Genomic DNA, 23,639 nt, shown 5'->3' with positions numbered 1-23,639 from the left:
GTGAGCCCGCCGTCGTCGACCGATCGAAGAGTAAAGTGGCCGACCCATCTGGACGTATCCGCATCGCTGCGGACCGACTCGCTTCGCACCCACAAGATCACGGCTGGCGGGAGTTGTATCGACTGATTGCACACAGTCTGAGTGGTGCATCCGGGGCTATGAACTCCATCGCTGAAATGTCTTGTCATCGGCGTCCTGAATCGAGTGATGTGCACCTTGTGACGCTCATAGGAATAGCGATCAAGTCGATACTTTCACCCACTCATTTCGAGATTCTGACGAGCGCTGCACCGCTGTGGGAGAGGTGCGAGCTACTCGATGAAGAGGTGAAGCGGTTCGCCGCCGAGATCTCGGAAATAGTGGCCGTGCGGCATAATTCGTTTACGAATGCTCGGCGTTTTCTCGTCCCGCAAGTTGTGATGGCGGCATACTTCGCCGCTGACACCAAATTGAACGACTATGTCTACCCCATCAGGTTTGCCGACCTGGGGACCGGCTTGGGAATCATGCCGAAGCAGCTGAATGACCCGGGGGCGTATTACGCGGTTCGCGTCCGATCTCATGTGGCCGGGCGGGATTCCCGCCTTCCGGTCCGTGCCTATCCAGGCCAGATTTGGTATCGACAAGGAACCGCCTGCGGATTCGTCGTGGGTACGAGCGTGTTACGGCTCGTCGAGCTACTACTCGACATTGTATTCGGAGCTGGCGGACTGCCGAATCGACTTGTCGCAGGTTGAATATCGCCAACTGGACATGTTGGACTTCGATGCATTGGTCGATTTTGTCGTCGGCAATTCGATCAATGCGGTCAACCTGTGTTATGCGCTGTATGAAATGAAGCCGAGTCTGCGTGAACAGGTTCTGAATGCCCTTCGTTCCGCACTCAAGCCTCCGGGGCTCATTCTTGTCATAGAGCCGCACGGTGAATTGACACGGTCCGGGTGTGTCGTAGAACTGTATGACCACGAGCGCCCACGCGCACGGAAGATACTCGAAATATCAGACGGTCACTTCGTGGGAAACGCCACCGCCGCTCGTGATTATGCGTGGTTCGTCGACAACTATCCGATTTCTTACCACAGTCGCCCAGGAAGGACAGCGGTCCGATGACTACGAGGAGGAACACAAATGATGCTGCCGGCCGCTTCCGGATACCTGTCTGGCTCTCCGTCACCAGTGGTGTGCTCGGGTCGCTGTTCGGAATCGCGACCAATCTGTATTCAACCGAGTTCCGCCGCGCCCTCGAATCCATTGCTCAGGATTTGACATTCGACTCGGCCTTTTGGTCGGTAGTTGTCACTGCGATTGTTGCGAGCGCCTCCACCGCTGTCGTGTCCAAGATCCTCGCCCGGAGGAAGAGCCCCGACGATATCGTGGAGCGGAAGATGCGGATCGACTCCGAAGTCATTCCCCGGATGGCGAGTGAGCATGATTCGGTTGTCGGTCGTGACCTTCACTACCTGGAATCTAAACGTGAATCCGACGAACTGGTGGTGTTCTTGCACGGTCTCGGTCTGGACGCTTCAGATTTTCGCCCGTACATCTTCGAGTGCAGCTTCCACTGTGTCGCACTGACGTTGTTCGGGTTCAACCCAGGTGAGCGAGATGACCCGCATTACAAGCCTATTTCCTTGCAGGCGCACATACAGTTGGTAATTTACGCGCTCGAGCAACTGCGGCATCAGTACCCAAAAAAGCGCATGACATTGGTTGGATTTTCATTCGGAGCCGACGTAATAATGTTCTTGGCACATCTTGCTACCGATCGTTTCAAGGAGCTCGGTGTCAGCAACGTCGTACTGCTCGACCCAAACGTCAACAATTCGACCACGACGATCTCTTCGCGTATAGCAAACGTCGATCAAACCAGGCCGCTCGATCAGCTCGTGCGATTGCTGTCCTCCGCGTCGGATATTGCGGAGTTTCGATACCTGTGTGAATACCTCTACAAGATAACAGGAAAGAACTTCGACCGAATTCGTGAGCATGCAGCTGACGTCGTCGAAATGTGGAAAGATGTAGAATTCGACAGGTTCCTGGATCTCCTGGGCAAGCTCGCGAGTTCCGTCGACAAGGTGCACGTCGTATTGTCTTTCAACTACGAACGCCTGTTCAATGGTCTGGCCAGAGGCGCTGCCGAACGAGGGCTGGATGTGACTGGCCTCGAATGCTCTACCAGCGACCACTTCGAATTGATCAGTCCAAATTTCCTGACCGACCGCTTGGAGGGCCTGCTCTCGCCGCGGCCGGCCTGAATCACGCTGATCAGTCTCTACGTTTCAGAATGTCTCCAATGAAGCCGTAGAATTGATCAGCATTGTCGATCATCGGAAAATGTCCGGAACCGTGGACCACCAAATTCCTGTCACGAGGCAGGCACGGAGCGAGGTATGACAGTGGATTTGTGATATCTCCGCAGAGATAGTACGAATTCGGGATCTTATGGTAGATCTCGATCAACTTTCCGCTGTCGGACCACTGGACGAGCTCGCGGGACATGGCGTGCAGGGCAACCGGATGGCACCTCCGGGACCACTCGTACCATGCCTTTCCGGCCGGCGAGGAGTCGACGGAGAGGCGCTCGAGGAATCCGTTGTGCCCGCGGGAGTGAAATTCAGTCCAGGTCTGTCCGGCAATTCCCCGGCTTACAATTCCACAGTCCTCGCTGATCAGGTTGCCCTCTACGTTTATAAGTGCTCTCAGTCGATTATCGAACTTGTTTCCATCACACAGGAGTACGGCAACCGCGCCTCCCATGCTGTGGCCGACGATAGTGAGCTTCTTCGGCCTTACTTGATCAATGGCGTTTGCGGCGAACGCCGCATATTTTTCCAGAGAGTAGGAGGATTCGGGTAATCCGACTGAACTGCCGTGCCCGGGAAAATCGAAGGTTAGAATGGAGTATCTGTCCAGCTCTGGACGTTCGAAGGCATCATCGAACGCCTCTTTGGAACAACCCAAGCCATGCATGAAGACAATCAGATTGTCAGAGGCACGTCTAATTCTGATCCGTGCGGACATATCGTTAACAATTTGTGGACTACCGGACGGTGTCATGTGCTGGGATGGTAAGCCAGCCTGGTGATTGATGTCAATGTAGTCACGAAGATGTGTCATCGACAATATTTGTACCGGTCGGTATTTCATCACTTCCGGTCCTACTCGGTAGGGTTTCGGACCGTGATATGACAACAACTGACCCGAGGCGGCCGGTCGAACCGGTCAAATTCCCTCGGTACTAGTGGTGTAGAGATTTGCTGGTCGGATTCGCGCGGCCCGGCCGGGCCATGCATATGCATACTTATTGTTCGGTGGTCGCCCCGGCTCCGTTAACCATTTGTCGGCCGGAAGCAGCGGTCCGGGAGACGATCGGGCGCGCCGCTCATGTGGCGCTGCGCATCAGGCCCTGGGTGTCCGCCGAGGCGATGAGATCGCCCGCCCGCGTGAAGATCTGGATCCGGCCGTGCATGCGCCCGCTGCCCGCGAAGTTGCTCTCGCATCGCAGGAGCAGCCAGTCGTGCAGGCTGAACGGGCGGTGGAAGGTGACCGTCTGGGCGAGCATGGCGGCCGCGCCGCGGCCGCCGCGGCGAGCGATCTCGGACTGCGGATAGGGCCGCATGGCGACCGGGCCCAGGAAGCCTTCGCTGCCGTGGGCCAGCAGGGCGCGGGCGAGGCCGGGCTCGTCGGGCGCCTTGTCGCAGCGCATCCACACGTCCAGGGTCGGCGGTCCGGCCAGTTCGAGGGCGAGGGCGTCGGCCCCGCCGAGCGTGCGAACCTCCCAGGGCAGCAGGGCGCAGGGCAGTTCGTCGCATTCATCAGGACCCGGCACGTCCTCGGGCAGGCGGGTGCCGTGGGCGAGGAAGTCGGGCTCCTCGACGCTGAGCATGGCCAGCACACGCGCGTGTTCGCGGCCCTCCTGGCGGAAGGACACCTGGACGGTGGCCAGGGCGCGGCCGGACTGGACGGTCTCGACCTCGATATCGACGTCGCGGTCCGCGTACCCGCCGCGCGGGAAGACGCCGTGCAGGGACTGGACGGCCATGTGCGGCACCGTGCGCTCGGCCGCGATGACCGCCTGGGCCAGTGTTTGGCTGCCCAGTGTCGTCGGCAGCGTCGAGGTGACGTTGCGGGCCCGGAACCGGCCGGGCCCGGCATCGGTCAGATCGAGAACATCGAGCAGGTCCGTCAGGTCGACGACCGGCCACATGTGGGTACCACCAGCCATGGCCGAATGTTTGCACACCCGGTGCCGGAAATCCGCACGGGTCCCGCTCGCCGGATCAGCTCCGCTCGGCGCTCAGCGCGGGGGTCGCGTCCCCGGCCCGGGCCGCGCCCCGGAAGGAAACCGCGGCGACGGACAGGATTCCGACGGCGAAGCAGGCGAGGGTGTACCAGAGGTTGCCGACGGGGTCGCCGTTCGCGGTGACGCCGTTCTTCGCGTCGAAGAAGTCCGGCAGGGCCGTCGCCCACAGGACCGCGAAGACGACGAGGTAGAGGGTGGCGTAGCCGCGGACGAAGGCGTTGTCGTAGCGCGGTTCGGTGTTGCCCGGCTGCCGCAGGCGCGACCACTGGCGGTACATGAGCCAGACGGCCGCCACCGAGAGCACGATCAGTTCGAGCGCGTAGATGACGCCGCGCACGGTGGTGCTGCCCGCGCCGAGGACCGTGGCGGGGAGCGGGAGGATGAAGGTGCCCGCGGAGGCCGCGAGGCCGATCACCAGCGTGCGCCACACCAATTGGAGACCGGTGAAGTGCTCACCGGCGTCCACGCGGCGACCCACGAACCGGTACACGCAGAACGCCAGCGACATCGGCCACAGGGCGGCGAAGACCACCACGCTGGGCAGCGGCACCGAATCGAACATGGGCTGGTTGAGCGGGTTGTCGGTGGTCCACTCCCACCAGCGCAGCTGCGGGCCGATCTGGTCGAAGATCTCGTAGAACGCGTGGTGCACGAAGCCGACGCAGGTCGCGCCCGCGAGCGCGCCGTAGCGGAAAACGCCCAGCATGCGCACGATCTCGTAGGCGATGGTGGCCATGAACGGGTAGATCGCCACGATGTAGAGCGGCAGGCGGCCCCACAGGAAGTCCACGGTGAACACGTTGTGCGCGAACATGGTGTCCACGTGTTCCGAAATGCCGAACGCGGCAGGGAAATACAGCGGCGGCTCGATGATGAACAGGTAGGCGGTGGCGCCGAACCACAGCACCAGATTGGTCGGGTCGCCGTGGCGGCGCAGCCGGATGACGGCCCACACCAGCGCCAGGATCGAGCCCAGGATGATCGTGGTTTCCAGGACCGGCAGGGTCCAGTTCTCCAGTGCCAGCGGGCTTCTCAGCTCGAACAGCCCGCCGGCCTCCTCACAGGAGAAGCCGAGGGATTTCGCCAGCCCGGCGAAGGTGGGTGCGCAATGCTCGGCCATCAGTTCGCTCCCGCCCCGGACGTCTCGGCGGTGTACCAGCGGGTCACGTCGTAGCCCTCGTTGTAGCGCTGGAACCACACGTCGGCCAGCGCGGGCGTGGCCTCGTGCTCGGGTTTGTGTTTGGGCAGCTGGCTTCTGATCACGCCGCGCAGCGCCGCGAGCTGCTCACCCAGCGGCAGATCGTCGAAGGCGCGCGGGCCCGGACCCGCGTAGGGCAGCGCGAGGCTGGGCACCACCTTGCCCAGCAGCTGCTGACAGCGGTAGGTCGCGAACATCGACATGGCGTCGATCTTGCGCTCCTCCAGCGGCACATGCTTGTTGAATCCGGCGCACGCGATCCGCACCATGCGCAGCACGTGCCGGAAGATCGACGGCGCCACCCGCATCCGGTAGAGGTCGCTGCCCACCAGCGAATCGAAGATGATCAACGCGGAACTGCGGTGCTCGACCTCCTCGACGAAATGCCAGATGAACAGCGACGCGACCCGGTCGTCGCCGGGGCGGAAGAGCGAGGCCTCATTGTCGAGCATCAGCTTGAACACCGAGGTGAAGGTGGCCTCCAGGTCGGCGGTGTAGGCCAGTCGATACTTCAGCGGCTTCTCGGCGGTGAGCTTGTCGAATTCGCCGACCACCTCGTCGAGGGTCTCCTGCAGGCCCGGGTAGGCGCGGATCAGGCCGCGCACGTGCTGGCGGTGCGCGGTCGAATGCTGGCCCTCCTGCCGCATGAAGGCGTCGGCCTCCTCGGCCACCTCGGGGTCGGTGAACTGCGACTTCGCCTGGGTGATCATCTGCACGATCATCTTCTCGAAACCGATGGCCAGGAACGACACCGCGTTGGCCATGCTGGAGAACGCCGGGTTCTCCGGATTCCAGAGGAACGGCACATCGTGCTGTTCGAACGCGAAAGTCAGCTTCCGCACAATCAGGTCAGTCATATCGGGCGATTCCTCGTCTTCCGGAAGGGCTGGGGTCCGGTGGCCCGGTCGCGCGCTCCGATGCCGCTGTGAACATACAAACATACACAGCCACGTACAAGTGTATGATATGAAATCCCTGCTCAGCCGGATCGCGCGCCGGACGCGACGCTCGTGAGTGTTACGGTCTGGCCATGGCACGCAGGCGCGGGTGGGGCGGGAGCCCACCGGAGAACGACGAGGAGGCGGCGGCTCGAATCGTCGCCGCCGCAGTCGAATTGATCGCGCGCACCGGCGCGGCGATCAGCATCGCCGACGTCGCGGAATCCCTCGGCGTGATCCGGCAGACCGTGTACCGCTACTTCCCCAGCGCCGACGCCCTCATGCGGGCCTCCGCCATCGCCTCGGTCGCCGGCTTCCTGGATCGCCTCGAAGCGCAGGTCAGCGGCATGACAGATCCCGTCGAGGCGATGACCCACGGCATCGCCTACACCCTCACCGAGGTTCGCCGCACCCCGCACCTGGGCCTGCTGCTGGCCGCCACCTCCACCAGCGCCGACCCGGCCGGGATCACCTCCGAGGAGGCGCAGGCGTTCGGCCTCACCATGATCAAGCGTTTCGATGTCGACTGGCGGCACTACGGCTACGACGACGAATCGCTGCCCGAACTCGTCGAATTCCTGCTCCGCACCATGCAGTCGTTCTTCATCTCCCCGGGCAACCCGCCCCGCTCCGACGCCGAACTGCGCCGCTACCTCCGCCGCTGGATGGGGTCGGCCATCATCGCCCAGTCCACGGTCATGAACTAGGCGCTCCGCTCACCGGTGATCGTTGGCGAAACTCCCGAGTGCTACCGTGCCCCCACAAAGGAGGGCGGAACTGTGAAAAATGTTGTGGCACAGCTGGCGGGCGGGTTCAACGCGGGCATGGTGGCGCTGACCAAGCTTCCGGTCATCGGGCCGTTCGTGGGCCGCGGGCTGGTGGTCATCACCTATACCGGGCGGCGGTCGGGAAAGACGTTCTCCATCCCGGTCGGATATGTGCGGTCGGGCGAGGACATCATCATCGGGGTCGCCATGCCGGAGAAGAAGACCTGGTGGCGGAACTTCCTGGGCGAGGGCGGGCCGATCTCGCTGCACCTGAACGGCGTGGATCGCAGCGGGCACGCGGTCACCGAGCGCGACAACGCGCGGGTCAGCGTGCGAGTGACTCTCGACGACGCGGTCTAGCCTGGAGAGGTGCCGGTATTGCGCGTGACCGTGGAATTCGCCGATGGGGCGCATCGGTCGCTGCGGGTGCACTGGTCCTCGGACGCGGACTCGCCGCGCTTCGAGTCCGCGCGCGTATTTCTGGTGGCGCTCGAATCCCCGTCACCCCGAACCTATCTGGGCCTGGTCGATCGGCAGGACCGCGCCGCGGTCCAGCTGCCCGAATCCCTGCCCGCGGGCACGTACGCGATCGAGGTCGACGCCTACGGCAGCGCAAGCTGGGGTGACGGGCGGCTGGACGCGCGCGGGCGCAGCCCCGAGTTCAGCCTCGAACCGGTCTGACCATTTCGCGAGTGATCTTCCGGTTTGCTCGACGAGAACTTTGGGGCACGATCGGGCGATGAAGGTTCACCACCTGAACTGCGGCACCATGCGTCTCCCGTTCGGGACGTTCGTCTGCCACGTGCTGCTGATCGAGACCGCCGCGGGCCTGGTGCTGGTGGACAGCGGTTTCGGACTGGCAGATATCGCCGATCCCGCGGGCCGGCTCGGGTTCTCGCGCAAGGTCAATCGCCCGGTGCTCGATCCCGCCGAGACCGCGGTGCGCCAGATCGAGGGCCTCGGGTTCGCGCCCACCGATGTCCGGCACATCATCGCCACCCACCTCGATGCCGATCATGCCGGTGGGCTCGCCGATTTCCCGCACGCCACACTGCATGTCACGGCCCTGGAGGCGATGGCCGCCATGCACGCGCCGAGCCGGCGCGAGCGCGTCCGGTTCAGCCCGGCGCAGTGGGCGCACGGGCCGAAGGTCGTCGAGTACGCGGCGGAAGGGGAGAGCTGGCGCGGGTTCACCGCGCAGGAGCTGACCGATATCAGCCCCGGCATCGTATTGATCCCCGTGCCCGGCCATACCCGCGGGCACACCGCGGTCGCCGTCGACGCGGGACACCGCTGGGTCATGCACTGCGGCGACGCTTTTCTGCACCCGGCCAGGGTGGACGGGTCGCGGGTTCCGGTCGCGGTCAGCGTGGCGGAGAGCCTGCTCGCCCACGATCGCGGCCTGGTCCGCGCCAACCAGGCGCGCCTGGCGCAGCTGTACCGCTCGAGTGGCCCGGACCTGCTGATGGTGTGCGCGCACGATCCCGGCATGTTCGAGCACGCGGTGGCCACCGCCTGATCCGGCCGGCCGCCTGATCTCGGGTGGGCCGCGGCACTATTCGGGAGACCCGCTGCGGCGCACCGGATATGCTGCCTGGTGGACCGTCGCACCGGGAACCGGGCGGCGGGGGAGGAGAACGACCGGCATCGGTCGTGGGAACGGAAAGGCGACAACAGGATATGCGGGGTGGATGGGCCAAGCGGGGCCTGGTGGGGGCCGCGCTGGCGACCGTGGTGCCGTGGGCGGTGGTGACGGCCGGACCGGCCGCGGCGGAGCCGAATCCCAAGGCTTTCGACTTCTTCGTCGACTCGGGCATGGGGTCGATCAAGACGCGGATCGTGCGGGCGGCGGACGGCAATACCGATCGGGTGGTGTACCTGCTCGACGGTGAGCGCGCCCAGAACGACTACAACGGCTGGGAGCTGCATACCGAGATCCCCGCCGCGCTGGCCAAATTCAATATCAACGTGGTGCTGCCGGTCGGCGGCGAGTCCAGCTTCTATCAGGACTGGGACGCCCCGAGCAGCTTCGGCGGCGTGAACCCGGACGCCGGGCTGTTCCCCAGCCGCGACTCCGGGTCGGCGATCGCGGGCTGGGACGAGAGCTCCGGCAAGACCTACACCTATCAGTGGGAGACCTTCCTCACCCACGATCTGCGGGACGCGCTGCGGGATCGCCTGGGGTTCAGCGACTCTCGCAACGGCATCTTCGGACTGTCCAGCGGCGGCAGCGCGGCGCTGCTGATGGCCGCCTACCATCCGGACCAATTCGTCTACGCCGGTTCGATGTCGGGCTATCTGTCGCTGGCGGCGCCGGGCATGCGGGAGGCGCTGCGGCTGGCGCTGCTCGCCGCGGGCGGCTACAACATCGATTCCATGGCGGCCGCGGGCAGTGCCAAATGGCAGCGCATGGACCCGTACGGTTTCGCGCCCAAGCTGATCGAGAACAACACGCGGCTCTACATCGCCGCGGGCAGCGGGACCCCGGCACAGCAGGATCTGTCCTCGCCGGACGCGATCATCCAGGGCATGCCCCTGGAGGGCATCGCCCTGGCCAATACCAAGGCGTTCCAGTCCCGCCTGCAGGCGCTCGGTTATGACAATGTCAGCTACGACTACCCGAGCATCGGCGTCCACAACTGGGGCAACTGGGAGCAGGTCGCCACGCGCATGCTGCCGGACCTGGCCCAGCACATCGGCAAACCGCTGCCGCCGGGCACGCAACCGGGCCCGCCGCCCGGTGACGGTCCGGGTGGCGCGCAGCCGCCGAACGGTCCCGCCGGTCCGCCGCCGCAGAACTAGCAGGTCCCGAAGATCCGCTGCCCGATCGGTTTCCCGGTCGGCAGCGGATCTTTTTCGCGCGGGTCAGTGGGCGTTGTCGACGGCCAGCAGGTGGAAGGCAGTCTTGCCCGCCTGGCCGAAGTTGTTGTCCGAGACCAGGATCAGCGAGCGGCCGCCGCCGGGCAGCTCCGGGCCCCAGGTCATGCCCTCGGCGCACTGGGGGTCGATGCCGTTGGCGGTGAAGTCGAACAGCAGTCGCTTGGACATCGGCTTGGCCGACGCCGGAGCCGTGGCCGTGCCGGTCACCGGATCCGCACCGGCGGTGGAGGTTTCGTAGATGCGGGCGGTGAATCCCTGGTTGGGGATCAGGCTGCGTTCCAGGGTCAGGTAGCGGTCGGCGTCGATCGAGAGGATCTCGGAGACACCGGTGGCGACCGGGAGCGCGCCGGGGGCCACCTTGTCGACCGGGTAGATGTACTCGCCCAGGTCCGCGCCGGTGGTGTGGTGGATCCGGACCAGGCGGGCGCGGCTCTCCACGTCCGGTCCGGCCGCGGGGCCGTCCTGGGTCAGGGCGTTCTCGCTGAGGGCGACGATGGACGAACCGGCCGCGTCCATGCCCTCGAAGCCGAGATTGTCGCGAATGCCGGACCGCGGGACGCCCTGGGCGTCGAGGACCGGTGTGAAGGCTTCGGGGATCGGAATGTCGCGGACGTAGGAGCCGTCCAGGTTCGCCTCGCGGATGAAGCCGGGGCGTCCGACCTTCGCCTCGCCCTCGCTGGTGTAGTAGAAGCCCTGGTGATTCGGGGTCCAGCGGATGGATTCGGTGTCGGAGGCGCGCGGGGCGTACGGATTGCCGTCGGTGTCGCGCAGCTGGATGAGCGAGTCGAACTCAGGATCGCCCAGCCGGCCGTCGGCGCCGATCGGCAGCCGCAGCGTGTAGGCCCGCACCGGTCCCTGCTCGCCGCGGTTGTCGCTGATCGCGAGGTAGGTCTTCTTGGCGTTGTCGTAGTCGATGCCCGACAGGCCGCCCACCGTGAAGCCGCCGAACTGGGTGTCGTCCGACAGCGTCACCGAGTTGACGTAGCGGATGGCGATCGCGGTGTCCGCGCGGCCCGCGGCCGTCGAATCCAGTGGTAGCAGCGGTGCGGTGAGGCCCACGGTCGCGGCGCAGGCGACGGTGCTCAGGCGTGCGAACTTCATTGGCGTGAAGGCCCTTTCGGTACGGGGAAGCGCTGCTTCCCGGTAAGCGTCCGAACCCTCACGCCGGTCGGCCAGAGATGGTCCCGCTCAGCGGATTCCGGCCGGAGATTTCGTCTAAACGTCCAATCCGTAGGTGAAGACGTCCGGATCGGGGCCGATCCGGGTGCCCTGATCCAGGGCGGTGATGCGATGCATCTGGTCCGCGGACAGCTCGAAACCGAAGACGTCGAAGTTCTCCCGGATCCGGGCCGGCGTCACCGACTTCGGGATCACCACATTGCCCAGCTGCAGATGCCAGCGGATGATCACCTGCGCCGGGGTGCGGCCGATCTCCTCCGCGATCTCCACCACGACCGGATCCTTCAGATCCGCGCCCTGCCCGAGCGGACTCCACGCCTCGGTCGCGATGCCGTTCTCGGCGTGGAAGGCGCGCAGGTCGGTCTGGCCCAGGTGCGGATGCAGTTCGATCTGGTTCACCGCCGGGATCTCGCCGGTCTCGGCAATGAGCCGGGACAGGTGGTCGCGGGTGAAGTTGGAGACGCCGATCGAGCCGATCCGGCCCTGCGACTTCAGCGTCTGGAAGGCCCGGAAGGTGTCGACGAACCGGTCCGCCTGGGCGACCGGCCAGTGGATGAGGTACAGGTCCAGGTAGTCCAGGCCGAGGCGGGCCATGCTCTCGTCGAAGGCGCGCAGGGTCGAGTCGTAGCCCTGCTCGGAGTTCCACAGCTTCGTGGTCACGTAGACCTCGTCGCGCGGCAGACCGGACTCGCGGATCGCGCGGCCTACCTCGACCTCGTTGCCGTAGATGGCGGCCGTGTCGATACTGCGGTACCCCGCGCCGAGCGCGGCGGTGACGACGTCGAACGCCTCCGCGTCGGCGACCTGGAACACCCCGAAACCAAGCGTCGGAATCACCTGTCCGTCGTTCAGGACGCTCGACGGCACCGTGCTGTTCTCGCTGCGAAAGGTCATATCGATCGACTATAGGCTCCCCGCGCCGCCGGGCTACGGGGTCCGGGGCGGGCCGGTCCGGATGGGGTCGTCCCCGGCCCAGCCCCAGCGGCTCTCCACCCGCACGGTGACCGGGGCGGCGGGGGCGTCGACATACGGGGTGAGGCGCTGGAGCTCGCCCCAGTCCCGGGTCCAGTCGTGGTCCAGGTACGCGGGGACCGGTTCGGAACGCACCAGCAGATCCGACCAGCCCAGCGGGCCGCCGCCGGCATCGCCCTGCCAGGTGGTGGCGACCTGGGCATTGAGCTTGTCGGGCAGGATGCGCCAGGCCGGGAGCTGGGCGACGCCGTCGCGGTGGTCGAACGGGTGCTGGCACGGGAAGGCCAGGCCGACATGGAAATCCGTCAGAACGGGGGCGTCGTGGCCGACGACCGCGTCCAGGGTGGCCAGGCGCGGGAGGCGGGGCGGGGTGAGGGCCAGCCATTGCTTGCCGGCGGGGTCGTCCGCGGTGGCGACCAGGCGAATGGCGTTGGTGTGAGCCGGGATTCGATCCAAGGGAATGGGCAGGTTGCGCCAGCCGGGTGCGCCGCCGACCGTGGGCGGGGTCAGCTCGCCGCGGGACTGGACGGTGCCGTCGTCGGCGCGGTAGGCGAACTCCACCCGGAGCGCGGCGCCGTCGACCGGGTGCCCCTGCTGCTCGCCCGCGATGTGACCCGCGACGGTCAGGATCAGCGCCTGGAAGGCGGAGTCCTGGTGCGCCGCATCCAGATCCAGGCGATACCACTGGGTCGTGAGCCGGCTCGGCCGGGGGTGGTCGGTGGTGTAGTTGCCCAGCACCGGTGTGCGTTCGGGGTCCAGACCGAAGGGCAGGGCGACGGTGCTGCCATTGATGCCGGGATCGGACTTGGGTTTGTCCGCGGGGCCGCCGCCGGGCGGGGGAGTGGACGGCTTACCGCCGTTGCCGTTGCCGCCGCCGTTTCCGTTTCCGCCGCCGGGGCCACCTTCCGGCGCGAGGTCGCCGACGCCATTGGCGGTGAATCCGTTGTTGTCGGCCGCGAGTCCGTCGGCCGGTGCACCCGTGTACGGCTGGAGGACCGAGTCCGCCGTCGCGGTCTCCACCAGGACGTCGTCGGCCATCGCACACGGTTTGCCCGCCAGCGCACGGATATTCGACAGCGCGACGGAGTACCCCGGGTATTGCGACCAGGCCGCGGAGGCCAAGGTCGCCACCTCGAAGGCCACGAGCACGGCGGCGGCGATGGTCAGCGGCCGGATGGCGATCCGGTCGAAAGCTGTTGCGGCCCTGCCATTCATGGTCGATCGATAGGGTTCGCGATAGTACTGCCAGGCGGCCACGGCCAGGCACAGCGCACCCAGCCCGAAGATCACCGAGGCGACGCCGACGCCGCCCGCCAGCGGTTCGCGATCGGGCCAGCGCACGCCGTATCCGGAGACGTACCACCAGCCGTTGGAGCCGGTGAAGCTGAACGCCACCAGGAACAGGACCGCCGCCGCGAACGCGGTGCGCAGATACGGCAGTCGAATGCCGTTGCCGCCCACCGCGACCGCGGTCACCGCGGCCAGCGCCCCGGCCAGTCCGGCGTAGACGCCGAAGTGGTGGGTCCATTTCGTCGGGGTGAAGGCCATGAGCAACGGCGACATCACCGCGATGCCCAGCACCCGGGCCACCGGCCCGCGCGCGGTATCCGGAATCCGTCCGCCCTTGCGCAGCGCCACCGCCAGGCAGACGGCCACGCACAGCAGCATGGCGAGCACGCCGAAGCGGCGGGACAGGGAACCGTCGGGGGTGAGCGAGAGCAGCGAGATCCAGCGGGCCGGCTCATCGGGCCAGGAGAAATTCGGGCCCACCAGCTGCCGCACCCGGGTGGCCTCGGCGACCGACGCCAGCGTCTGATCGGCGAAGACGACGGTCAGCACCAGGGTGCCCGCCGTGAGCACCGGGGCGATACGCGCGAGATAGCCGAGCATCCCGCCGGACGTGGCCCGCACCTGGGCGGCCAGTACCCACAGCACGCGCCGTGAACCGGCGAACAGCGCTGCCAGACAGATCAACCCGGACGGACCGGCCGCCAGCGAGAACGCCGCGATCGCGACCGCCACCGCGGCGGGCAGCAGGCGGCGCGTCGCGATGGCGCGCTCGACCGAGCACCAGGTCAGCAGGGCGCCCAGGGCGATCAACGGTTCGGGCCGCAGGCCGTTGTCGTAGGGCAGCCACAGGGCGAGGAACACCAGCGCCGCCGCCCAGCGCGGTCCCGCCGCCGACCGCACCCGCGAACCCAAGCGCGGCAGCACTTCCCGGCTGATCACCCACCAGCACAACACCCCCGCCAGCAGTGCGGGCAGTCGCAGCCAGACGCTCGCGTCACCGACCCGGGTCATCTGCGCCAGCAGTTCGTACGGCCACCCGAACGGGGCCTCCGCCACCCCGTACCAGCGGTAGTAGTTCGCGGTGTAGCCCGCGTGCTTCGATACCCGGGCCATGGTGAGGATGTAGCCGTCATCGGAGGTGTTGGCCCCGATCACATGCCAAACGCCCAGCGTCGCGAGCACCACGGCGTCGGTGACGGTGATCCGCCACCAGCGCGCGGGCAGGAACCGCCGCCTGCGCCGCCCGTCGGCGGCGTCGATGAGGTACAGGCACATCAGGGCCACCAGCGTGCAGAATCCCGCACCGGCCATGGCCGCGAGCTTCCACGCACTCGGCCGCGCCGAGAACCGCGCGTCCACCTCGGCATGCAAGGTGGCATCACCCAGGCGCGCTGCATCCAGATCGGTGTACACGCCGACGAGCTGCGGCCGCACATCCTCGGTCACCGTGGACCGGAACGGCTTACCGTCCGGCGTGCCGAGTCCGGTCAGCTCGGCGGTCGTCCCGTTCGCGGTCGAATGCACCACGAGAGCGTCGCAGCCGTTGTGCGGCACGATATTCGGAGTCGATCCGGCCCCGGCCCCGGCCCCGGGCGCGGTGCCGTTGCCCGAACCGGCAGGTGGCAGCGGTGCGTCGGCGGCCGGTGTGGATCCGGCCGGGGGAGTGGGGCCCGCGGCCGGCGTCGGCCCGGTTGGCGGTGTGGGTCCCGCAGGCGGTGTCGGGCCGCCCGGTGGTGTCGGTCCCGCCGGTGGTGTGGGTCCCGTCGGCGGTGTCGGGCCCGCCGGTGGTGTGGGTCCCGTCGGCGGTGTCGGGCCCGCCGGTGGTGTGGGTCCCGTCGGCGGTGTCGACCCGGCAGGCGGCGTCGGGCCCGCGGCCGGTGTTGGGCCGTCGGCCGGGGTGGGACCGGTGGGAGTCGTTCCGCCCTGGGGCAGCTTGGCACCGGCGGGCGGAGTGGGTCCCGGGGACGGCGGGGTCGCGGCCGGGGTCGCTCCGGGTGTCGGCGGCACGGCTTGCGGCGTGACGCCGGAGGGCGTGGTGATCGCGGCCTCGGAAGCCGTTCCGACGCCCGTCATCTGGAACACCGACGCCGTGATCAGCGGTTTGTTGCGCACTGTCACCGACAGTGCGCGCCCGCTGCCCGGCAGTTCCTCGATCCGCGCGATCAAGCCTTTGCCCGCCGCGTCCGACGCCTGGGCCGGCACCGTCGACAGCACCGTGCCGGTGGCCAGCTCCCGCAGCGCCGCGCACGGCACCCGGACGTCCAGCGTCAGCGGCACATAGTCCACCAGTGGCGCGGTCAGCTGAACGGCCTGCGCCGGTCGCCAATCGATACTCGCCCGATCCTGCCGCACCGGCAGCAGCGGCACCAGCACCGCCAGCACGACACCGAGCACCCCCGCCACGAGGGCGATCAGTCGAATGTGAAAACTTCCCCCGGAAACTGAACGCACGAACGCCGATGCTAGCCATCGTCTCCGCGAATCTCATCGCGGATTCCCACGGCCCCCGGTTCAGCGGCCGGTGATCGAGCGCATCCGGTCCAGGAGCGGTTCCGAATCCGGCCGGCTTCGGGCGAATGGCGATACTCCACACCAGGATCCGCGACGTACCCCTCGAGTAGCGTGATCGAAGATCTACGATGCACGGATGAGCGCGCGAAATGTGCACTTCGTCGGGAGCTTTCCGGCCGAGAGCACCGGCGATGCGATGCGGGCGATGCTGGATGGTGCGGGCTCGCGGCTACGCGCGCTGCCCACCGGGGAGACCCGCCGCTACGAGTGGTACATCCAGCCGATCGTCGACGACCTGGTCGCCCAGGGCGCGCTGGAGGTGAAGAAGACCGGCACCTGGCTGTCCAGCCACGAACGCACCATCCACCGCGCGGCCCGCGGTGTCGAGCTGACCGGCGACATGATGGAACTGGGGTACCTGGCCGAGGCGACGGAGGCGCTGCCGATCTTCCGGTCCCTGCGCGCGGAACGGGATCTGCCCGAACTATCGCTGCAGATCGGCATGCCCACCGCCTTCACCCTGGCGTTCATCGCCATGGGCCGGTGCGGGGTGCGACGGCACCGGAAAGCGTTCCAGGACGCCAGCATTCGCGATATCGAGGCCGTTCGCGCACTGGCCGGTGACGAGGTGGTCGTGCAGTTCGAGGCGACCGCCGAGATGGTGCTGATGGCCACCGCCCAGCCCCTGCACCGGCGGGTGGACGCGGCCGCCGGTCTGGGCCGCGGCATCGCCGAGATGGCCGCGGCGACCCCGCCGGGGACCCGCATCGGCGTCCACCTGTGCCTGGGCAGCATGCACAACAAGGCGCGGACCACCTTGCGGGACACCGGACCGCTGGTGGCGCTGGCGAATTCCATCGCCCGGCAGTGGCCGTCGGGGCGGACGCTGGAGTTCATCCACGGTCCGCTGGCGGCCGGTGACATTCCGCCCTCGGCCGCTCCGTCCTTCTATGCGCCCCTCGCCGGTCTGGACCTGCCCGTCGGCACCCGCTTCTATGCGGGGCTGGTGCACGAGAGCCCCACCGAGGCAGGGCAAATCGACACGCTGCGGATGGTCGAGAACGCGCTCGGCCGTCCGGTGGACGGGGTCGCCAGCGCGTGCGGCCTGGGCCGGCGCCCCCGTCCGATCGCCGACGCCCTGGTGGCCCGCGCCGACTTCCTCGCCGCCGCAGGCTGATTCGACCACAACCGCAGGCTGAATCGACCACAGCCGCAGGCTGATTCGTTCCAGCCGCGGGCCGATTCGACCTCAGCCGACGGCGGACCGCATCCAGTCGACGACGGCCGCCTGGTAGTCGCGGGTGTTCGGGGCCAGATTGATGGCGTGGCCGCTGTCGGGCACCACGTAGGTGCGCAGCTTCGCGGCCGGTGAGAAGTAGGGGCTCTCGGCGGCCTGGAGGGTGGCGCTGTCGGCGCAGACGCTGAAACCCGGGCCGCAGACCATGCGGTCGCGACTACCGTCCACCAGCAGCACGGGGACGGTCATCAGGCTGGACTCGCCGGGGAGGGTGGCGAGCAGGCCGTCGGGATACTCGGTGAGCGAGAAGGTCTCCTTGGTGGCCTCGTCGAGGGCGACCACTTTCGGATCCGGGTTCAGGCCGTAGAAGTCGGCGGCGCGGGCTCCGGGCCGGGTGACCAGATACGTGGAATCGTAACCGCGCCCGGCGAATCCGGGATCCTCGACGGCCGGGTAGTAGCTGCCGATCACGCCCAGGACGTCGGGGACGCTGAGCGTGTGCGAGTAGCCGGTGAGCACGACGCCGTCGACATCGTGATAGCCGATGGCCTCCATGATCGAGGTGCTGGAGGTGAGCGAGTGCCCGACCGTGACCACCTTCGCGAAGGGGGCGTTGCCCGCCAGTCCGGCGCGCAGCGATCGCACCATGACGTGCAGGGCGTCGGCGGTGGCGGTGGCCGTCAGCGTGAGACTGGGCGGCCGGCTACTCGCGCCGTTGCCGAGCCGGTCGGCGACCAGCGTCGCGTAGCCGGCCTTGTTCATGGCCTGCCGGAAGTTGTAGGTCTCCGGCTCGTACGGGAAGTCCCAGTAGACGTGGTTGTAGTTGGAGCCCGACATCAGGACCATGACCGCGTCGGCGGGCCCGTCGGGCAGGCACAGCGTGCCCGACAGCGTGCCCTGCGAGACGGGGAAGCTGACGTCCTGGCACCGGCCGGTCGTCGGGTTGTCGGCCTGGGCCGTGCTCGGGGTGAAGCACAGCAGCGTCGCGGCGGCGCTGACGGCCAGCGCCCGGAACTTGGTGTGCACGTGAGGAATTCCCTTCCGGCGATCGGGATGGGCTGCGGCTCAGTTCTTCCGGCCGATACCGCAGAGGACGACGAGACTGGTGGGACTCGGGTTGCCCGCGAGCCATTCGTTGGCGGGGACCAGGCCCGGGGGCAATAGCTCCAGGCCGTCGAAGAAGTCCCGCAGGCGTTCCGGCGGGCGGAAATCGGGCTGGGAGGGGCTGTTCGCGGCATTGGCGGCGGCCGCGTCCTTGAAGAACGGATGGGTATTGGTGGAGGCGTGCTGGATGACGAGCAGGCTGCCCGGGGCCATGGCCTCGCGCAGGCGGGCCACCGCTTCGAACGGCTTCTCGTCGTCCATGACGAAGTGCAGGACGCCGACGATGAGGAAGGCGACCGGCTGCGAGAAATCGATTCCGCCTTCAATACGGGCTAATTCGAGAACTTTGTCCGGTTCGCGAATGTCGGCGAGGATCGGCGTCACGCCCGGCGCACCGGTCAGCAGCGCATTGCTGTGCGCGTATACCACCGGATCGAAATCGATCGACGCCACGATCGAGGTCGGCTCGATCTCCTGCGCCACCTCGTGCACGTTCGGCGAGATCGGAATGCCCGCGCCGATATCCACGAACTGGCGGATGCCCGCGTCGGCGGCCAGCCCGACGGCCTGCAGCAGGAAACGCCGGCTGTGCCAGGCGGTCACCCGGGTATCGGGCGCGACTTCCAGCATCCGATCGCCGTATTCGCGATCGGCGTCGTAATTGTCCTTGCCGCCGAGCATGTAGTTGTACACCCGAGCAGGGTTGGGCCGGAACGGGTCCACGCCAACCGGTGCTCGATTGTTCTCAGACACCGCACCTCCCTCGACATCCACGCCGATGGTAACAATCGGCGGCACACGCCAGAGGGAAACGTGCAGCTTATCCGCGACCCGACAGAATGGTGCCCATGACGCGAATCGGAACCGAGCGGGTACCGGTGGGAGCGGGGCCCCTGACGCGGGCGGCGGTGGTGGCGGTGGCCCGCCGCCACGCGTGGGTGGACGTCGACGCGCGGGCGCTGGCGGATCTGGAACGCAGACGCCGCGACATCGACGACCTGGCGCACAGCGACCGGCCCGTCTACGGGGTGTCCACCGGATTCGGGGCCCTGGCCCTGCGCCACATTCCGGCGGATCGGCGAACCGACCTGCAGCGCTCGCTGATTCGCTCGCACGCCGCGGGCGCCGGCGCGCCGGTCGAGCCTGAGGTGGTGCGCGCCATGATGCTGCTGCGCCTGCGCACGCTGCTGTCCGGGCACACCGGGGTTCGGCCCGAGACCGCCCGCGCGCTGGCCGCGCTCCTGGACAGCGGACTGATTCCGGTGGTGCCGGAATACGGTTCGCTGGGCTGCTCGGGCGATCTGGCCCCACTGGCCGCGGTCGCGCTGGCGCTGATGGGCGAGGGCTCGGTGCTCGGCCCCGAGGGCGCGCGGCCCATCGCGCCCGCCCTGGCCGCCCACGGGCTGACCCCGATCACGTTGGCGGAGAAGGAAGGTCTGGCGCTCACCAACGGCACCGACGGCATGCTCGGCATGCTGGTGCTGGCCATCGATGACCTGCACCGGCTGTTCGACCTGGCCGACCTCACCGCCGCCATGAGCGTGGAGGCGCTGCTCGGCACCGATCGCGTCTTCGCCGCCGACCTGCAGGAACTGCGCCCACACCCCGGACAGGCGCGGTCGGCCGCGCGGATGCGGGCGGCGCTGGCCGGATCGGAGATCGTGGCCAGCCATCGCGGCGAGGACTGCCCGCGCGTGCAGGACGCCTATTCGCTGCGGTGCGCCCCGCAGGTGCACGGCGCGGCCCGCGACACCCTCACCCACGCCGAGACCGTCGCCGAACGCGAATTGGCCTCCGCCATCGACAATCCCGTGGTGCTGGCCGACGGCCGGGTGGAGTCCAACGGCAATTTCCACGGCGCGCCGGTGGGCTATGTGCTCGACTTCCTGGCCATCGCGGTGGCCGACATGGCCGGGATCGCCGAACGGCGCACCGACCGGATGCTGGACGTGCACCGCTCACACGGGCTGCCCGCGTTCCTGGCGGCCGATCCGGGCGTCGACTCCGGGTACATGATCGCCCAGTACACGCAGGCCGGGGTGGTGACGGAGCTGAAGCGGTGCGCGGTTCCGGCGTCGGTGGACTCCATACCCTCGAGCGCCATGCAGGAGGACCACGTGTCCATGGGGTGGACCGCGGCCCGCAAACTACGCCGCGCGGTGGACGGGCTGACGACCGTGCTGAGCGTCGAACTGCTCACCGCCGCACGGGCTTTGGACTTCCGCGCGCCGCTGCGGCCCGCCGCGGTGACGGAAGAACTGCGGGACCTGGTCCGCACCCGGGTGCCCGGACCCGGACCCGATCGCCATCTCGCACCCGATATCAGCGCCGTCGCCGAGCTGCTGCACGCGGGAGCGATGGATCACCTGCTCGGCCAGGGGGTTTCGTCGTGACCGGGCACATCGGGAGTTCGGTCACGAATCCTGTTCGTGCGCCTGCGCCACCAGGTCGAAGAACACCCAGACGCCGCCCTTCTGATAGGCGTCCGGCGTCTCGGAGCCGCCCAGGAAGGGGTACGGGGTGGCGATGTAGACCTCGCCGTCGGCGAGCGGGCCGAGCCGCCGGCGGATCTCGGCGACGTGGCCCGGTTGCAGCACGTAGGTGACCACGCTCGGGTCGAACAGGACCTGGCTGACGAAATCGGTGACCTCGGTGAAGACCCCGTAGTCCTTCACGCCGGGGCTGTACGGGTCGAAGATGCCGTACTCGCCGGTGCGGCTGCTCATCAGGAAGGCGTGCCCCAGATCCGAATAGCCGACCACCGTGTCGTAGGGCGGATACTGCTCGGCCCAGGCCGGCATCACCCGGTCCATGCGCAGGTCGCCGATGAGGCGGAAGGGAACGCTGGTCACCGCGCCCATCCAACCAGACCGACCGGGACTCTCACTCGACAGGTTCCGCGGCACCGGGTAGATATCGAGCGACCGATCGACATGGAGGTGCCCGGTGACCGAGGAATGGCGCAAAGCCGCTGAGCGCGTGCGGAACTGGGGACGCTGGGGCGACGACGACCAGCTCGGAGCGCTGAACCACCTCACCCCGGACCGCATCGCCTACGCGGCCACCCGGGCCCTGCGCGGCCGCGCCATCCAGCTCGGCATCCCGATCGACGCCTACGGCCCGCAGGGTTCCAGCGGCTATCGGCGCAACCCCATCCACCTGATGTCCCTCGACGGCGGCGACGCCGAGCTCGCGGGCTACCTCCAGGACTGGGGCGGACCCACCGAGGCGCAGGTCGCGGGACTGTACGGGCACGGCCCCATGCGTTTCAACGACGACTACCTGATGATGCCGCTGCAATCGTCCACGCAATGGGACGCCATCTCGCACGTGTACTACGACGGGCTGCTCTACAACGGGTACCCGGCCGGATCGGTCACCAGTTTCGGCGCGACGACGCTGGGTATCGAGCGGATCGCCGAGAGCGGCGGCGTGGTCGGCCGCGGCGTCCTGCTGGACGTGGCCCGGCATCGGAACGTGGACCGGCTCGAACCCGCGACCGTCATCGCCCCGCGGGAACTGGCGGCGGTGGCCGCGGCCCAGGACGTCGAGCTGCGGCCCGGCGACATCCTGGTGGTGCGCACCGGCTGGTGGACCCGCTTCCTCGAAACCCGCAGGCACGGTGAATGGTTCGCGGGCAGCCCGGGCCTGAGCTGGCGCTGCGCGGAATGGCTGCACGAACACGACATCGCCGCCGTCGCCGCCGACAACCCGGCCGTCGAGGTGATCCGGCCCGAGGACGGCGTCATGATGCCGCTGCACATGATCGCGCTGCGCGACATGGGCATGCCGCTCGGCGAGATCTGGGACCTCGAAGCCCTGTCCCGCGATTGCGCCGAGGACGGCGTCTACGACTTCCTGCTCTGTGCGCCCGCATTGCGAATTCCCGGCGCGGTGGGGACGCCGATCAGCCCGATCGCCATCAAATAGGTCCGGCGGCCGGTAGATTCGGCAACGCTCATGGTCGAAAGCGGACAACCCAGCCGAACACCGCGGTACGCGCCGAGGGCCGGTGCCCCCACCGGCCTCGAACTGCTGGACTTCGACCGGCTCCGGGGCATGCCGGTGGCCCTGGGGCGGGAGACGATTCGCGGCGATTTCCACGTCCTGGCGCGATGCACCGCGGGCAGCGGACGGCTGACCGTGGACTTCACGGCGCACGAGCTCAGCGCCGACACCATCGCCTGGATCCACCCCGGCTGGACGCACCGCTGGGACGACATCGCCGACCTGAAGGGCGATCTCGTGCTGGTGCGCTCCGACCTGGTCCCGGCCGCGGCACTGGGCCGGCTGCCCTCCACACCCCCGATCGTGGCCGCCAACGCCCTGACCGACAGCGCCTTCGACCACCTGGCCGGGGAATACGCGGCCGAACCACCCGACGCGGCCATCCTCGGGCACCTGCTCGCCGCGGTCACCCTGCGGCTGTCCGCGGCCCTGCCCGCGCCGCCGGAACCCACTGACCTCTTCGGCAGGTTCGCGCGCCTGGTCGAACGCTGTCACGCCGACACGCGCGAAGTGTCCTGGTACGCGGCGCAACTCGGCTACTCGCCGCGCACCCTCTCGCGCGCCGTGCAGGCGGCGACCGGTGTCACCGCCAAGCAGTACGTGAACGCGCGCGTCACCCTGGAGGCGAAACGCCTGCTCGCGCAGGGTCCCGCCACCACCGCCGACTGCGCCCGTCACCTCGGTTTCGACGACCCGGCCAACTTCACCAAGTTCTTCCGCACCCACACCGATACCACGCCCACCGGGTTCCGGCTCGAACTCGGCGGGCAGGGTTTCACCCCGGCGGCACCCGAATGACGCCGGGGTGTGCCGCGGCCGTCAGGCCGGCGGCGGGGGCGCCGGCTGCCAGCAACCCAGCGGTGGTCCGGGCGGGGTGAGCAGGGACCAGCCGATGGCCGCGCCGATGGCCGCGCCGATGCCGGCGCCGATCAGCGCGCTGCCGGCGCCGCCGATGACGCCGCCGATGAGCGCGCCGATAACGGCATTGCATTGATGCATCGTCAGGTCCGGGTCGTCCACGGGCTGAGCGCCCGTATCGGCGGCCGGGGGCGTGGGGGACACCTCGTCGACCTGGACCGTGATACCCGGTCCGGGGTCGGACTGTGCGGGGTCGGCCATCGCGGTGCCGACTGTCATCACCGTTGCTCCGACTGCGAGCACAGCGGTCGCGGTAAATCGCCTGATTCTCATCGCTCCTTCTTCCGTGCTGGTAGAAGTGCATTTCGAATTCACATTGGGCAACCTGGTCGCT

23 protein-coding genes are annotated in these 23,639 nt (G+C 67.9%); 12 read left to right on the top strand and 11 right to left on the bottom strand.

Features of this window, described 5'->3' with window-relative positions:
* The first annotated feature begins 158 nt into the window (after positions 1–158).
* The 3 genes from ACWELJ_RS00280 to ACWELJ_RS00270 are packed head-to-tail and all read left to right on the top strand — an operon-like array spanning position 159 to position 2,255.
* Positions 159–737: a hypothetical protein gene (locus ACWELJ_RS00280; protein WP_452363992.1), complete on the top strand. Its 579-nt coding sequence runs from the start codon at positions 159–161 to the stop codon at positions 735–737.
* Positions 738–753: 16 nt separating this feature from the next.
* Complete coding sequence (locus ACWELJ_RS00275; protein ID WP_452363991.1) at positions 754–1,110, top strand: hypothetical protein; 357 nt, start codon at positions 754–756, stop codon at positions 1,108–1,110.
* On the top strand, positions 1,107–2,255 hold the full coding sequence (locus ACWELJ_RS00270; RefSeq protein ID WP_452363990.1) for an alpha/beta fold hydrolase: 1,149 nt from the start codon (positions 1,107–1,109) through the stop codon (positions 2,253–2,255). Before ACWELJ_RS00275 ends, ACWELJ_RS00270 begins: the two co-directional genes overlap by 4 nt.
* Positions 2,256–2,265: 10 nt before the next feature.
* Here ACWELJ_RS00270 and ACWELJ_RS00265 read toward each other — a convergent pair whose 3' ends face one another.
* The 4 genes from ACWELJ_RS00265 to ACWELJ_RS00250 form a co-directional block, all read right to left on the bottom strand.
* Positions 2,266–3,021: an alpha/beta fold hydrolase gene (locus tag ACWELJ_RS00265; protein ID WP_452363989.1), complete on the bottom strand. Its 756-nt coding sequence runs from the start codon at positions 3,019–3,021 to the stop codon at positions 2,266–2,268.
* 361 nt (positions 3,022–3,382) lie between these two features.
* Positions 3,383–4,225, bottom strand: coding sequence for an acyl-CoA thioesterase (locus ACWELJ_RS00260; protein ID WP_452363988.1), 843 nt, complete (start codon positions 4,223–4,225; stop codon positions 3,383–3,385).
* A 55-nt stretch (positions 4,226–4,280) separates the two neighbouring features.
* Positions 4,281–5,423: a hypothetical protein gene (locus tag ACWELJ_RS00255; protein ID WP_452363987.1), complete on the bottom strand. Its 1,143-nt coding sequence runs from the start codon at positions 5,421–5,423 to the stop codon at positions 4,281–4,283.
* Positions 5,423–6,358: a metal-dependent hydrolase gene (locus tag ACWELJ_RS00250; RefSeq protein ID WP_452363986.1), complete on the bottom strand. Its 936-nt coding sequence runs from the start codon at positions 6,356–6,358 to the stop codon at positions 5,423–5,425. The genes ACWELJ_RS00255 and ACWELJ_RS00250 overlap by 1 nt, the downstream gene beginning before the upstream one ends.
* A gap of 173 nt (positions 6,359–6,531) precedes the next feature.
* On the opposite strand from ACWELJ_RS00250, the gene ACWELJ_RS00245 reads away from it, so the two are divergent.
* From ACWELJ_RS00245 to ACWELJ_RS00225, 5 genes are all read left to right on the top strand, one after another.
* Positions 6,532–7,146, top strand: a complete 615-nt coding sequence (locus ACWELJ_RS00245; RefSeq protein WP_452363985.1) for a TetR/AcrR family transcriptional regulator — start codon at positions 6,532–6,534, stop codon at positions 7,144–7,146.
* A gap of 72 nt (positions 7,147–7,218) precedes the next feature.
* A complete protein-coding gene (locus tag ACWELJ_RS00240) occupies positions 7,219–7,566 on the top strand; it encodes a hypothetical protein (RefSeq protein WP_452363984.1) in 348 nt (115 codons plus the stop codon).
* A gap of 9 nt (positions 7,567–7,575) precedes the next feature.
* Positions 7,576–7,887, top strand: a complete 312-nt coding sequence (locus ACWELJ_RS00235; protein WP_452363983.1) for a hypothetical protein — start codon at positions 7,576–7,578, stop codon at positions 7,885–7,887.
* A gap of 58 nt (positions 7,888–7,945) precedes the next feature.
* A complete protein-coding gene (locus ACWELJ_RS00230; RefSeq protein ID WP_452363982.1) occupies positions 7,946–8,725 on the top strand; it encodes an MBL fold metallo-hydrolase in 780 nt (259 codons plus the stop codon).
* A 161-nt stretch (positions 8,726–8,886) separates the two neighbouring features.
* Positions 8,887–10,008 (top strand): alpha/beta hydrolase, encoded by a 1,122-nt coding sequence (locus tag ACWELJ_RS00225; RefSeq protein ID WP_452363981.1) that lies wholly within the window; start codon positions 8,887–8,889, stop codon positions 10,006–10,008.
* 63 nt (positions 10,009–10,071) lie between these two features.
* Here ACWELJ_RS00225 and ACWELJ_RS00220 read toward each other — a convergent pair whose 3' ends face one another.
* The 3 genes from ACWELJ_RS00220 to ACWELJ_RS00210 form a co-directional block, all read right to left on the bottom strand.
* The gene (locus ACWELJ_RS00220; protein ID WP_452363980.1) at positions 10,072–11,187 is read right to left on the bottom strand and encodes an esterase-like activity of phytase family protein; all 1,116 of its coding nucleotides are present in this window, start codon (positions 11,185–11,187) and stop codon (positions 10,072–10,074) included.
* A gap of 114 nt (positions 11,188–11,301) precedes the next feature.
* Positions 11,302–12,159 carry an aldo/keto reductase gene (locus ACWELJ_RS00215; protein ID WP_452363979.1) on the bottom strand — a complete coding sequence of 286 codons (858 nt, stop codon included), beginning with the start codon at positions 12,157–12,159 and terminating at the stop codon, positions 11,302–11,304.
* A 33-nt stretch (positions 12,160–12,192) separates the two neighbouring features.
* Positions 12,193–15,978 carry an arabinosyltransferase domain-containing protein gene (locus tag ACWELJ_RS00210; RefSeq protein ID WP_452363978.1) on the bottom strand — a complete coding sequence of 1,262 codons (3,786 nt, stop codon included), beginning with the start codon at positions 15,976–15,978 and terminating at the stop codon, positions 12,193–12,195.
* Between the two features lie 196 nt (positions 15,979–16,174).
* Between ACWELJ_RS00210 and ACWELJ_RS00205 the strand changes: the two genes are divergently transcribed.
* A complete protein-coding gene (locus tag ACWELJ_RS00205) occupies positions 16,175–17,215 on the top strand; it encodes a hypothetical protein (RefSeq protein WP_452363977.1) in 1,041 nt (346 codons plus the stop codon).
* A gap of 72 nt (positions 17,216–17,287) precedes the next feature.
* Here the strand turns inward: ACWELJ_RS00205 and ACWELJ_RS00200 are convergent, their stop codons facing one another.
* The gene (locus ACWELJ_RS00200) at positions 17,288–18,301 is read right to left on the bottom strand and encodes an alpha/beta hydrolase (protein ID WP_452363976.1); all 1,014 of its coding nucleotides are present in this window, start codon (positions 18,299–18,301) and stop codon (positions 17,288–17,290) included.
* Between the two features lie 39 nt (positions 18,302–18,340).
* The gene (locus ACWELJ_RS00195; RefSeq protein ID WP_452363975.1) at positions 18,341–19,132 is read right to left on the bottom strand and encodes an SAM-dependent methyltransferase; all 792 of its coding nucleotides are present in this window, start codon (positions 19,130–19,132) and stop codon (positions 18,341–18,343) included.
* A gap of 95 nt (positions 19,133–19,227) precedes the next feature.
* On the opposite strand from ACWELJ_RS00195, the gene hutH reads away from it, so the two are divergent.
* Complete coding sequence (gene hutH, locus ACWELJ_RS00190) at positions 19,228–20,772, top strand: histidine ammonia-lyase (protein WP_452363974.1); 1,545 nt, start codon at positions 19,228–19,230, stop codon at positions 20,770–20,772.
* A gap of 21 nt (positions 20,773–20,793) precedes the next feature.
* Here hutH and ACWELJ_RS00185 read toward each other — a convergent pair whose 3' ends face one another.
* The gene (locus tag ACWELJ_RS00185) at positions 20,794–21,231 is read right to left on the bottom strand and encodes a T6SS immunity protein Tdi1 domain-containing protein (RefSeq protein ID WP_452363973.1); all 438 of its coding nucleotides are present in this window, start codon (positions 21,229–21,231) and stop codon (positions 20,794–20,796) included.
* Positions 21,232–21,325: 94 nt separating this feature from the next.
* Here ACWELJ_RS00185 and ACWELJ_RS00180 point away from each other — a divergent pair, with 94 nt between their 5' ends.
* Both ACWELJ_RS00180 and ACWELJ_RS00175 read left to right on the top strand, forming a co-directional pair.
* Complete coding sequence (locus ACWELJ_RS00180; protein WP_452363972.1) at positions 21,326–22,309, top strand: cyclase family protein; 984 nt, start codon at positions 21,326–21,328, stop codon at positions 22,307–22,309.
* Positions 22,310–22,339: 30 nt separating this feature from the next.
* On the top strand, positions 22,340–23,185 hold the full coding sequence (locus tag ACWELJ_RS00175; protein WP_452363971.1) for a helix-turn-helix domain-containing protein: 846 nt from the start codon (positions 22,340–22,342) through the stop codon (positions 23,183–23,185).
* A 21-nt stretch (positions 23,186–23,206) separates the two neighbouring features.
* Here the strand turns inward: ACWELJ_RS00175 and ACWELJ_RS00170 are convergent, their stop codons facing one another.
* Positions 23,207–23,524 (bottom strand): hypothetical protein, encoded by a 318-nt coding sequence (locus ACWELJ_RS00170; protein WP_452363970.1) that lies wholly within the window; start codon positions 23,522–23,524, stop codon positions 23,207–23,209.
* Between the last annotated feature and the right edge of the window lie 115 nt (positions 23,525–23,639).

Source organism: Nocardia sp. NPDC004582 (assembly GCF_053602115.1).
Note: the sequence above shows the minus strand (reverse complement) of the source record. Positions and strands in the feature narration are given on the sequence as shown.

Coding starts and splice junctions, on each gene's coding strand:
- ACWELJ_RS00280 (WP_452363992.1), top strand. CDS start 159: ATGAACTCCATCGCTGAAATGTCTTGTCATCGGCGTCCTGAATCGAGT.
- ACWELJ_RS00275 (WP_452363991.1), top strand. CDS start 754: ATGTTGGACTTCGATGCATTGGTCGATTTTGTCGTCGGCAATTCGATC.
- ACWELJ_RS00270 (WP_452363990.1), top strand. CDS start 1,107: ATGACTACGAGGAGGAACACAAATGATGCTGCCGGCCGCTTCCGGATA.
- ACWELJ_RS00265 (WP_452363989.1), bottom strand. CDS start 3,021: ATGTCCGCACGGATCAGAATTAGACGTGCCTCTGACAATCTGATTGTC.
- ACWELJ_RS00260 (WP_452363988.1), bottom strand. CDS start 4,225: ATGGCTGGTGGTACCCACATGTGGCCGGTCGTCGACCTGACGGACCTG.
- ACWELJ_RS00255 (WP_452363987.1), bottom strand. CDS start 5,423: ATGGCCGAGCATTGCGCACCCACCTTCGCCGGGCTGGCGAAATCCCTC.
- ACWELJ_RS00250 (WP_452363986.1), bottom strand. CDS start 6,358: ATGACTGACCTGATTGTGCGGAAGCTGACTTTCGCGTTCGAACAGCAC.
- ACWELJ_RS00245 (WP_452363985.1), top strand. CDS start 6,532: ATGGCACGCAGGCGCGGGTGGGGCGGGAGCCCACCGGAGAACGACGAG.
- ACWELJ_RS00230 (WP_452363982.1), top strand. CDS start 7,946: ATGAAGGTTCACCACCTGAACTGCGGCACCATGCGTCTCCCGTTCGGG.
- ACWELJ_RS00225 (WP_452363981.1), top strand. CDS start 8,887: ATGCGGGGTGGATGGGCCAAGCGGGGCCTGGTGGGGGCCGCGCTGGCG.
- ACWELJ_RS00220 (WP_452363980.1), bottom strand. CDS start 11,187: ATGAAGTTCGCACGCCTGAGCACCGTCGCCTGCGCCGCGACCGTGGGC.
- ACWELJ_RS00215 (WP_452363979.1), bottom strand. CDS start 12,159: ATGACCTTTCGCAGCGAGAACAGCACGGTGCCGTCGAGCGTCCTGAAC.
- ACWELJ_RS00205 (WP_452363977.1), top strand. CDS start 16,175: ATGAGCGCGCGAAATGTGCACTTCGTCGGGAGCTTTCCGGCCGAGAGC.
- hutH (WP_452363974.1), top strand. CDS start 19,228: ATGACGCGAATCGGAACCGAGCGGGTACCGGTGGGAGCGGGGCCCCTG.
- ACWELJ_RS00175 (WP_452363971.1), top strand. CDS start 22,340: ATGGTCGAAAGCGGACAACCCAGCCGAACACCGCGGTACGCGCCGAGG.
- ACWELJ_RS00170 (WP_452363970.1), bottom strand. CDS start 23,524: ATGACAGTCGGCACCGCGATGGCCGACCCCGCACAGTCCGACCCCGGA.